Source organism: Deltaproteobacteria bacterium (genome assembly GCA_005879535.1).
Lineage (GTDB): Bacteria > Myxococcota > Myxococcia > Myxococcales > 40CM-4-68-19 > 40CM-4-68-19.
The window spans coordinates 1-10,912 of the sequence record VBKI01000057.1; the positions used below are offsets into that span (position 1 = coordinate 1).

Below are 10,912 nucleotides of genomic sequence, written 5' to 3' on the forward strand. Positions count from 1 at the left end.
TGGCTGCCCAGACGCGATCTCCCGAGCAGGACGCCACGGACGTCGAGCATCGCCGGCTCCTCCGGCGCGCCATCGACGCGCTGCCCGATCACTTCAGGACCGTGTTCGTCCTCCGGCAGGTACAGGAGCTGTCCATCGAGGAGACCGCGGCGTGCCTCGACATCGAGCCCGGCACGGTGAAGACCCGTCTCCACCGCGCGCGGGCGCTCTTGCGACGCAAGCTGCTGGCCGAGATCGAGCCGGGGGAGCGCGACGTGCTGCCGTTCGAGGCGCCCCGGTGCGACCGCGTGGTAGCGGCGGTCCTGGCAAGCATCAGCGGCTGACGTCGGCGACGATCTGCTTTTCCAGCGCTCGCAGCCGCTTGTCCGCCGGGCTGCGCGCCCGCTCTCTCTGGACCACCTGCAGCGCTGCCTCGAATTTGCCCTGCCGCGCGAGAAACGTCGCGTACTGCCCGGCGAGGATGGCGTCGTTCCCCAGCGCGTACGCGGCCGAGAACGTGCGCTCCGCCTCCTGCGTGCGCCCGAGCCGATCCAGGGACGCCGCGAGCACGCCCAGCGAATCGAGCGTTCCGGGAGGCCAGAGGGAGATCGCCAGCCGCGCATGCTCCTCGGCGGCGGCGAAATCGCCGCGCTCGTACAGGACGAGCGCGAAGTTCGCCTGGACGCGCGCGCTCCGGGGCGCGAGATCCACCGCCGTCGGATAAAGCGCGTCGTCGGACCTCCATTCGAGGTTTCGCAGCTGCACGGCGCAGAGATGGAACACGCAGAGCGCGGCGAACGCGGCGCGCGCAGCGGTGCCCGCCTCGACGGCGGCGCCAGCGGCTGCCGCAAGCCCGAGCAGCGGCACGTACAGCAACCGCTCCCCGTACAGGGTCGGCCCGCGCAGCAGCAGGTTGCTCACCGGAAGGAAGAAGAGAACGAACCAGGCAAGACCGGCGGCGACTTGCGGCTGTCGCTTGCGGAGGATGATCGGCGCCGCGCCCAGCGCGAGCGCCAGGGCGAGTCCGCCCCACGCGAGCGCGTCCGAGACGGGAGCAGGCCCGCACTCCCGCGCCGAGCAGTCGTAGAGGCGCCGGAAGCCGTCGACGATGCCCCAGCCGTATCTCTCGAGCAGCACCCGTCCGGCTCCCAGCATCGACTCGAGGAGGGGCGCCATCACCAGCGGATTCATCTGCGCCTGCACGACGGGGCTCATCGGCCCCACCACGGCGTAGCGGAGCCCGGCGTACGCGGCGGCCGCGACGACGTACGCCGCCCAAGGCGTGCGCCGCTCCGCTGGAGTGAGCGCATCGAACGCGGCGTAGGCGAAGGGCGCCATCACGGCACTCTCCTTCGAGAGCAGCGAGCAGAAGAACGCCGCCGCGGCGAGCAGGCTCCCGCGCCGGTGCAGCCACAGCCCGAGCACGCAGAAGAGCGCCTGCAGGAGATCGGCGCGCCCGACGACGGCCTGCACTGCCTCCGCGCCCGGCGCGAGAACGGCTGCGAGCAGGCCCGCGGCGAACGCGGCCGGCCCGCCGCCCAGAGCGAGCACCAGGATGGCGCAAACGGCCCCGTGGAGGACGGCGTTGGTGAGATGAAAGCCGCCCGGCCGCATCGACCAGAGCCGCGCATCGGCGAACAGGGATGCCTGCGGAAGCGGCCGCCAGGTGCCGGCTTTGTCCGCTCCCCAATAATCGTTGCGCAGCACGGCGCCGAGACCCCGCTCGAACGCCGGATTTCCCTCGATGGCGCTGTGATCGTCGGCGACGAACCCGGCGGACAGGGTGCTCGCGAACGCCGCCACTCCCAGGACGCCGGCCAGCAGCGCTCGCCGCGTCGGCGGGGTCAGCGCTCGCCCCCGATCAACCGCGCGACCTTGGCGCGCTCCTCGGGGTCGTCGTAGAGCTGGAACGATTTGCGCCACCAGACGGCGGCCTTGACGCGATTTCCCTTCTTGGCCTCCGCGTCGCCCATCATCTTGCTGGCGCGGGCGCGGTCCCTCCGGCTCAGCACGGGCTTCTGGAGGATGTCCTTGAGGATCGTCTGGGCGCCGGCCGGACGATTGGTCCAGAGGGCCTTCTGGGCCCGGTCGAAGTTCTTCGCCCACGGACTCGCTGCGTACTGCAGGAGCTTGCTCGGACGCGGAGGCTCGGACTGCTCGCCGGCGGGGCCCTCCGGAGCCTGGCGCAGACCGGCGGACGGTACCGCGGCGGCCGCAGGCGCGACGCCGCCGGAAGCGGCGAGGGGCCCACCGGCGATCGTCCTCGCCCGGATCGCGAGCAGTCCTCCCACCGCCAGCGACAGCGCGATCGCCGCGCCGGCCATCCACCGTCGCGGCGTCAACGTCCACCGTCGCGGCGGCATCGCCCGCTCGGGCCGGTGATCGATCGCCGGAGGGAACACGCGGGGAGGGGAAGTCACGACGGCAGCGTGCGTTGGGGCCGGTAAGGGATCGGAGTCTTCCGCTTTGTCCTCGACGGGCACCGCGTCCGCGAGGGCAGCGAGCGCGCGCATCATCACCGCGGCTTCGTCGCCGCTCTCTGGCCGCGTTGCGGGATCGGCGGCCATCAGCCGCGCGATCAGGTCCTCCAGCTCCGGATGTACGCGGCGGCCGATGTCCCGCAGGCTCAGCGTGGCGTGCTCGCGGTGAGAGCGGAGCAACTCTTCCGCCGTCACTCCGGTCACCGGCAGGCGCCCGGAGAGGAGCTGGAAGAGAAGGATGCCGACGGCGTACAGATCGCTGCGTTCGTCGGCCGCGGCGCCGGACGCCTGCTCGGGGGCGGTGTACGCCGCGCTGGCGATGGGAAGCGGCGCGCCCTCGCGAAGTCCGGCGTGCGCGAGCAGGTGGGTGGTGACCGCGTCGAGCAGCACCGCGTGTTCCGTTCCGTCGCTCAGCCGGCGCAAGCCGACGTTCGCCGGCTTGAGATCGAGGTGGAGGACGCCCGCGCGATGCGCCGCACCGAGCCCCTCGGAGACCTGCGCGCAGAGCTCCAGCGCCCGCGCCGGCCGGACGCGGCCCCGGCGCCGCAGCTCGTCCGCAAGCGTCATCTCGCCGCCGCTCTCGTAGACGAGAAAGAACGTCTGCACCAGGTGCACGCCGGCGAAGAGCAGGCGCGCGACATGCGGATGGTCCAGCTCGGGTATGCCGGCAAGCCGCTCCGCCTCTTCGACGAATCGTTCGGCGGACGAAGCGTCCGGCGCATACCTGCGCAGCAGCTTCACCACGACGGCGTGGCTGCGCGCGTCCTCACCGAGCCAGGAATGGGAGAACCTTCCCGCGCCCAGCTCGTGCAGCAACCTGAATCCCGCCACTTGCGCCTGCTGCAGCGGAGACTCCGGCTCTGGATGAGCGAGCCCCTGGCAGCGGTCGCAGAGCATCTGGTCCGCGAGGGCGGGGGTGAAGGGCGCGCCACATTGCGGGCAGGCGTTCATCGCGCCGAAGCTGTGCGCCTCCTCCATCGCGGCCCGACTGTACGTCACAGGTCGAAGGCACCCAAAGGATGTGCCCGCGACCTTCTCCCACACCCACGCACCGCAGCCGCTCATCGGGTCGTGATATGTGCGCGCGGTGTCCGACCGCCCCGATCTGCCGGAGCCGTTCGCGCCCACCGGGGGAAAGCTCTCGCGGTTCCGCATCGTTCCGCCGCCGCCTCTTCGGCCGCGCCTCTTGCCGGACGAGGCAAAGTTCGCGCTCCGGATTTCGCTGCTCGCCGGATGCGCCGAGTTCGCCGCATGGGCATGGCTGGCGCATGCCGGCGGCAAGGGCGCCGCGCTCGGCTGGGCAGTCCTCAGGCTGCTGAGGCTGCTCTGGTCCCGCGTCGGAACGCGCGTGTCGCGGCCGGTGGTGGCTTTTGCTCTCCTCTTCGTCGCGCTGGTCGGAACGTCGGCAAGCCTGGCCACGGTGGGCCAGCTCTTCACCGTGGGCCTTCTGGCCATCGCGCTGCCCGCGGTCGGCGACCTCTGCGCGAGCTGCGCCGGAGACAGCATCACCGTCGAGCGCCGCAGCGCCGCGTATTCGTGGCTCGACATGGGACAGGGCCTGGGCGGCGCTCTCGGGCTCGCCGTCGGCGCGTCGTTCCCGCGCGCCGCGGCGGTCGCTTCGGCGGCAGCGCTGCTCGCGGCATCCGTCGGCGTGCCCGATCTGCGCGATCGCGGCACGCCGCGCTCCACCTGGGCGCCCGCCGCGTACCGGCAAGTCTTCCGCACGCCGTTTGCCGCGCAGCTTTGCGCACTGGTCTTCTTCGCCGCGTTCTTCGCGCTGCAGCAGCCGGCCCGTCCGCATTCGGCGTGGATGACGTTGCTCCTCCCGCTCGCGGGAATGGCGATCGCCGCCCGCGTCGATCCGTTCCTGCCGAACGCCGTCGTCCTGCCGCGCGCCGCGCTCATCGTGGCGGCGCTCGGCTGGGTGGTTCCGCCGCTGCGCCTGCTGGCCATCGGCGCGCTCTTCGCGGCCGTGCCCGCGTCCGTTGCGCGCGGCGCCGGAGAGATGGAGCGTCCAGTTGCGTCTTCGCTCGCCTGGTCCGCGTTGGCGGCCGGCGCGGCCGTAGGCGCCGTGCTATGAATGAGCGCTCATTCACCCACGAGGAGCGCGAGCGCATGTTCTCGATGGACCCGCCCTTCACCCCGGAGCACCAGCTCTTCCGCCGGACCCTTCGCGAGTACGTCGAGAGAGAGCTCACGCCGCACGCCCTGGAGTGGGACGAGGCGGGGATCTTTCCTCGCGAAGTATTCCGCGGGATGGCCGAGATCGGCGCTCTCGGGATCAACTACCCGGAGAGCGTCGGTGGCGCCGGCGGAGACTACTGGTTCGTGGTGGTGCTCGCCGAGGAGCTGATCCGGAGCCAGAACGCCGGCGTCAACATGGGACTCCTGGTCCAGTCGCAGATGGCGACGCCGATCATCGCCGAAATCGGCACCGAAGAGCAGAAGAAGGAGTTCCTCATCCCCGCCCTGGCGGGAGAGAAGATCGCCGCTCTGGGCATCTCCGAGCCCGACGCCGGCAGCGACGTGGCCAACCTCCGCACGACCGCGCGCAGGGCCGGCGACGACTACGTGATCAACGGCGCCAAGATGTGGATCACGAACGGCAGCCGATCGGACTTCATCACCCTCGCGGTGCGCACGGGCGGCCCTGGATACGGCGGCGTGTCGCTGGTGACGTTCCCGACCGACGTGAAGGGGTTCAGCGTCTCGAAGAAGCTGGCGAAGGTCGGCAACCTCTCCTCGGACACCGCGCTGCTCTTCTTCGAAGATTGCCGGATTCCCGTCCGCTATCTTCTCGGCGAGGAGAACGAGGGCTTCTACCACGTGATGACGAACTTCCAGGGCGAGCGGCTGGTGGCGGCCATCGGCGCGGTTTCCGGCATGCAGCTCCTCGTCGAGGACGCGCTCCGGTACGGCAACGAGCGCAGCGCCTTCGGCAAGCCCTTGGCCAAGTTCCAGATCTGGCGTCACCGGCTGGTCGAGCACCTCACCGCCATCGAGGCAGCGCGCTGGCTCACCTATCGGGCATGCGATCTCTTCAACCGCAAGGAGGCGGCGGTGAAGGAGATCAGCATGGCGAAGCTGTTCGCCGGCGACCTGATGCAGAAGGTCGTCTACGACTGCCAGCAGCTGCACGGCGGGATGGGGTACGTGGTGGAGACTCCGGTGGCCCGCGCGTTCCGCGATGCGCGGCTGCTGACCATCGGCGGCGGGACCAGCGAGATCATGAAGGAGATCATCGCCAAGCTCGTGCCGGGGTTCTGATGAACGATCCCGCGTTCGCCACCCTGAACCTGATGGAGCGCACCGCCTTCAAGGTGATGCGCTTCATCAACCAGGGGGGCGGCAGGCGGGTGTTCCGGATCTGGCAGCGCTGGGTGATCACGCCACTGATCGGCCTGTTCGTCTATCGGCGCCTGCGCGTCCACGGAATGGAGCGTCTGGACGCCGTTCGGCCGGAAGTGCCCATCCTGCTGGTCGCCAATCACAGGACATTCTTCGACCTCTTCATCCTCGGATGGCTCCTCATCCGCCACCAACGTCTCGGCAGGCAGGTCAGCTTTCCGGTCCGCTCGAACTTCTTCTACGAGACTCCGCTCGGGCTGCTGATGGCCGTGCTCTTCACCGGCGGGTCGATGTTTCCTCCGTTCTTCCGTTCGGCGGAAAAGAAGGCGATGAACCGGCTCTCGCTGGCAATCCTGCTCGAGAAGCTGCGCACGCCAGGGCAGATGGTCGGGTTCCACCCGGAGGGGACGCGCAACAAGTCGGACGATCCCTACGCCATGCTCCCCGCCCAGCCGGGCGCCGGCGAGCTGGCCCTGAAGGCGAGGCCGGTGGTGGTGCCGGCGTTCATCCTCGGAATGACCAACAGCTTCTGGACGGAGGTGAAGGCGAATCACCGCCGGGAGCCGCCGGTGATCGCCGTGTTCGGCGCGCCCATCGAGCTGCCGAAGGCGGCCGGAGAGACGCGCCTCTCGCACCACAAGAGGTTCGCCGATCTGATCAACCAGAGGATCTCCGCGCTCGGCGCGGAGGAGCGCGCGCTCAGGAGCGCAGCTTCTCCACCGGCTTCTCCAGCGTCGCACGCCCCGTGACCAGGCGCGGGCGGAGGAGGTTGGCGATGGTCGCCTCGAGCTCCTGCGCTTCGAACGGCTTGCCGATGTATCCCTGCGCGCCCATCAGCTCCGCTTCCCACTCGAAGCCGAATCCGGAGATGATCACTACCGGTACTTCCTTCAGTTCGGGCGTCGCGCGCATGCGCTGCAGCATCTCGCGCCCGTTCATCACCGGCATCTGCAGGTCGAGCAGCACCAGGAGAGGCGGCTTGTCGGCGAGCCTGAGCAGGGCCTCCTCGCCGTTGGCGGCCTCGTCGACCTGGTACCCCTTCATCTCGAGCGCCGCCCGGAGCCCGGCGCGAAAGTCGGCGTCGTCGTCGACGACCAGGATGTAGGGCCAGCGGCGCATGGGGGCGGGCTCGATGCGGCGTAGATCTAACGATTGTTACAGCGGAACGGAAGGGGGCGGTTGTCTGGCTGCCACCGCGACAACCCTGCGATTTGACGACACGTCCGGCATTCTGCTACCCGCACCGACACGAATGAAAGCTGTTCGGACGCGGTCCGCCCGCGTGCACGTCGCGGTGAAAGTGCGGGACGGCGCGCATGCCGCCGCGGTGCTCCGCGCCGCCGGGCGAAGCTGGGTCTCCGGCGGGGAAGAGCTCTCGATCGCTCTGGTGACGGACCGCGAGATGCGGCGCCTGAACCTGCGCTGGCGCAGGCAGGATCGTCCGACCGACGTGCTCTCCTTTCCGCTCGACGAATCGGGCGCGCTCGGGGACGTGATCATCTCGATCGAGGCGGCGCGGAGGCAGGCGAAGCAGGGCGGATGGCCTCTGGCAGCGGAGCTCCGGCGCCTTCTCGCGCACGGCATCCTGCACTGCCGCGGCTACGATCACGAGTCGGCGGCCGACGCGCGCCGGATGGCCGCGGCCGAGCGGAAGCTGCTGGGACGCACGGGAATGGTGGGCGCTTCGCTGTCGGGGGTGGAATGATCCAGCCGCCTTCGGGCTTTCCCTCCACCGCGGTTTCACGCTAAAGGCAAGGGCATGGCGACGCTCCCACCGGAACTGGACGAGCTCTCGCGGCGCTTCGACGCGCTCCGGGGGGCGCTTTGACATCGATCGCAAACGCGCGCGCGTCGAGCTGATCGAGCGGGAGAGCGTGCAGCCCGGCTTCTGGGAGGACCAGAAGCGCGCCCAGGCGCTGAGCAAGGAGAAGAGCGACCTCGAGATGCAGCTCGCGCAGTACGAGCGCGAGCGGCAGCGGCTGGAGGACGCGGTCGCCCTCCACGAGCTGGCCGAGGAGGCGAACGACGAGGCGACCGGCGGCGAGGCGAAGCTCGCCGTGGCCGAGGCGCTGCAGGGCGCGCAGCGGCTCGAGCTGTCGAAGATGCTCAGCGGCCCGCAGGACCATCTCAACGCCATCGTCGAGATCAACGCCGGCGCGGGCGGTACGGAGTCGCAGGACTGGGCGCAGATGCTCTTCCGCATGTACACGCGGTACTGCGAGCGCAAAGGCTGGGAAGTGGAGCTCGCCGATTTCCAGCCCGGCGAAGAGGCGGGGATCAAGAACGCTTCGTTCATCGCCCGCGGCGATCACGCCTACGGCTGGCTGAAGGCGGAGGTGGGCGTGCACCGGCTGGTCCGCATCTCGCCCTTCGACGCGAACGCGCGGCGGCACACTTCGTTCGCCAGCGTCTTCGTCTATCCCGAGGTCGACGAGGACATCGAGATCGATCTCAACCCCAACGACGTCCGGATCGACACCTTCCGCGCCTCGGGCGCGGGCGGGCAGAAAGTCAACAAGACGGACTCCGCCATCCGCATGACGCACGTTCCCACGGGCATCGTGGTCTCGATGCAGAACGAGCGCAGCCAGCACAAGAACCGGGACATGGCCTGGAAGGTGCTCAAGTCGCGGCTCTACGAGCTCGAGCTGCGCAAGCAGCAGGCGGAGCGCGACAAGATCGAGGCGTCGAAGTCGGAGATCTCCTTCGGCTCGCAGATCCGCAACTACGTGCTCGCGCCATACCGGATGGTGAAGGACGTGCGCAGCGGGGTGGAGAGCGGAAACCCGGACGCGGTGCTCGACGGCGAGCTCGACCCTTTCATCAGCGCATACCTTCTCGGCGTGCGCCGCAAGGACAGACCCGGCAGCAGCGAAGCGGAGGCGTAAACGCAAATGGCCATCATCCACTACGACGTGACCTTCGAGAACGAGAGCCCCTCGCTGAACCAGATCAAGGACAAGCTCGACGCGCGCATGGGCTTGCGGACGCACCTCGTCAAGGACTCCATCGAGTCCGGACACGAGTGGCCGCACATCGGGCGCGTCCGCGAGAGCGGGACATTCGAGTGCGACGAGTGCGACGATTCGGACCTGGAAGTGACTGTCGGAACGACCGGCGTGCGCATCTCCTGCGTGCCGTCGTCGACGCATCCGTACTTCCGAGAGAGCGCGCTGGCGGCGCTGATCGACCTCGGCGGAAACTTCGAAGCCAAGCTGCATCCGTTCATCGGCAAGCGCTGGACCGAGCTGTCCCCGGCGGAGAAGCAGGTCGGGTGGCGGACGCATTAAGTTCGTTCTTGCAGCGGCATTAGCGTCGGCCAGCAAGCGCTCGGCGCTTCGTTTCGCCACGTTTCTGCAACGCGCCGCGACTTGACTGCGCGATCTGCCAAGGAGCAAACGGCCACAAGCACGTACGGAGATGACTGCAGGGGGAATGCCTCTTTGCTGCAGGCCTGCTCTTTCGGGGCCGACAACTGGACTTCCTCGCCGCCGTGCCATCGAGGAGAAGTGCCATGACGAAGAAGGGGCGGTTCATTTTTCTGGGCAGCGTCGTACCCGCAGCGATCGTCGGGATCGGCCTCTGGAGCCCGATGAAGCAGGCGGTAGCAAAGGACCCCAACAAAGCTCCCCGCTTCAAGGTCGATCCGTTCTGGCCGAAGCCTCTCCCCAGCGATGTCGAGACCAATCCAGCCGCTGCGACTGACGGCTACCGCACCACTGGGCCGGGGGCGACGAAGCCGTGGGTGACGGGCGAGGTCGCCGGACACGGCGTCGACTCGAAGGATCACATCTTCACCGTCAACCGCGGTCCCCAAGGCACACCGACCGCGACTACGGCCGGTACGAACCTCGTTTCGCCGGAGACGGTCATCGCACATCCATCTCCCTCGGTCATCGAATTCGATCGCGATGGGAACGTGGTGAACGCCTGGCCGCCCAACCTGCCGGCCGCTCTTCCGCCGTGGTGGATCGCCCCCATCGACCCAGTCGGCTGCGACGGAAGCCCGGCGTGCCATTTGCCGCAGCGCGGAGTGCCGATGGGTATCCACGGCCTCTATGTCGACTACCAGGACAACGTCTGGATCGCCGGCAACGGAGACGGCATCGTCCAGAAGTACTCGCATGATGGCAGCACTCTGCTGCTGCAGATCGGACGCCGTGGCGTCTGCGACAACCCGCCTACGAACACGTGCGGCAACTCAGGAGGGAATGCTGCAGCAAACAACAGCCAGACCTTGCTGAACGAACCTCCGAACGTGAGGGTCGATCCGAACCCTGACCCGGTGACTCATCAGACAGGTAGCATCTACGTCCCGGACGGGTACGGGAACCACCGTGTGGTCGTGTTCGACCGCAACGGTAAGTGGCTCCGGCACTGGGGCGGCGTGGTTGTGAACAGCGCCAATCCCAACGCGACGGCACACGACCGCGGGAGCTTCGCGTCCGGCGACGGTGGACACCCCCATTGCCTGGTCATTGGGAAGGACGGGTATCTGTACGTATGCGACCGCGCCAGCGATCGTATCCTCGTATACGAGAAGAACCCGACGAACTGCACGAGCCCTCCATCCGTCTGGGTCGCCGGCAATACCCCTGTTTGCCAGCCGGTCAAGATCATCACCGTGATCCCCGGCACGGGCGTGACCGCGGGTAAATCCGACGGAACAAACAAGAACGTACTCGGCACGGCTGGATCGGCTTGGGACCTCGACTTCTCCATCGACAAGGACCAGAGCTTCTTCTTCGAGGTCGACGGTGGCAACGAGATCGTCTGGACGTTCGACCACGACCTCGCGCTTGCCGATCAGAGCACCCCCTGCACATTGATGGAGTGCGGCACGTGGCCGCGCGCGATCCTCGCCGGCTTCGGCCGTTCTGGCCACATGGCAGGCGACTTCGTCTTCCTGCACTCGATCGCCCTGGATTCGAAGGGCAACTTGTTCACGGGTGAGACGATCAACGGCCGGCGCATCCAGAAGTTCGTGCCCAACGGCAACCTGGGGGACAAGAAGCTCGACGACTTCCGTCCGTCCGGGTATCCCGACGTCACCCTCAAGCACTACGACCCGAGATTCCCGGGTGGCAACGGGGAGAAGGACGACT

9 protein-coding genes and 1 pseudogene (1 of these 10 cut by a window edge) are annotated in these 10,912 nt (G+C 68.4%); 7 read left to right on the top strand and 3 right to left on the bottom strand.

All coding sequences use genetic code 11. From position 1 onward, the window contains the following. A partial coding sequence (locus E6J58_08460; GenBank protein ID TMB38579.1) for a sigma-70 family RNA polymerase sigma factor occupies positions 1–323 on the top strand: 323 nt, incomplete at its 5' end. Here E6J58_08460 and E6J58_08465 read toward each other — a convergent pair. After that, on the bottom strand, positions 313–1,782 hold the full coding sequence (locus E6J58_08465) for a hypothetical protein (GenBank protein TMB38580.1): 1,470 nt from the start codon (positions 1,780–1,782) through the stop codon (positions 313–315). The genes E6J58_08460 and E6J58_08465 overlap by 11 nt on opposite strands. 41 nt (positions 1,783–1,823) lie before the next feature. Then, on the bottom strand, positions 1,824–4,412 hold the full coding sequence (locus tag E6J58_08470) for a serine/threonine protein kinase (GenBank protein ID TMB38581.1): 2,589 nt from the start codon (positions 4,410–4,412) through the stop codon (positions 1,824–1,826). Between the two features lie 171 nt (positions 4,413–4,583). Between E6J58_08470 and E6J58_08475 the strand changes: the two genes are divergently transcribed. Together E6J58_08475 and E6J58_08480 are read left to right on the top strand one after the other, a co-directional pair. After that, on the top strand, positions 4,584–5,726 hold the full coding sequence (locus E6J58_08475) for an acyl-CoA dehydrogenase (GenBank protein ID TMB38634.1): 1,143 nt from the start codon (positions 4,584–4,586) through the stop codon (positions 5,724–5,726). Then, positions 5,726–6,556 carry a 1-acyl-sn-glycerol-3-phosphate acyltransferase gene (locus tag E6J58_08480; GenBank protein ID TMB38582.1) on the top strand — a complete coding sequence of 277 codons (831 nt, stop codon included), beginning with the start codon at positions 5,726–5,728 and terminating at the stop codon, positions 6,554–6,556. Before E6J58_08475 ends, E6J58_08480 begins: the two co-directional genes overlap by 1 nt. Here E6J58_08480 and E6J58_08485 read toward each other — a convergent pair. Further along, on the bottom strand, positions 6,507–6,926 hold the full coding sequence (locus tag E6J58_08485; protein ID TMB38583.1) for a response regulator: 420 nt from the start codon (positions 6,924–6,926) through the stop codon (positions 6,507–6,509). The two genes, E6J58_08480 and E6J58_08485, sit on opposite strands and share 50 nt — an antisense overlap. Between E6J58_08485 and ybeY the strand changes: the two genes are divergently transcribed. From ybeY to E6J58_08505, 4 genes and pseudogenes are all read left to right on the top strand, one after another. Beyond that, positions 6,925–7,512 carry an rRNA maturation RNase YbeY gene (ybeY, locus tag E6J58_08490; GenBank protein ID TMB38584.1) on the top strand — a complete coding sequence of 196 codons (588 nt, stop codon included), beginning with the start codon at positions 6,925–6,927 and terminating at the stop codon, positions 7,510–7,512. The two genes, E6J58_08485 and ybeY, sit on opposite strands and share 2 nt — an antisense overlap. A gap of 124 nt (positions 7,513–7,636) precedes the next feature. Further along, positions 7,637–8,695 (top strand): peptide chain release factor 2, encoded by a 1,059-nt coding sequence (locus E6J58_08495; GenBank protein TMB38585.1) that lies wholly within the window; start codon positions 7,637–7,639, stop codon positions 8,693–8,695. Between the two features lie 6 nt (positions 8,696–8,701). Beyond that, the gene (locus tag E6J58_08500) at positions 8,702–9,097 is read left to right on the top strand and encodes a hypothetical protein (GenBank protein ID TMB38586.1); all 396 of its coding nucleotides are present in this window, start codon (positions 8,702–8,704) and stop codon (positions 9,095–9,097) included. 224 nt (positions 9,098–9,321) lie between these two features. Then, positions 9,322–10,912, top strand: a pseudogene (locus E6J58_08505) (hypothetical protein); it runs 41 nt beyond the window's last position.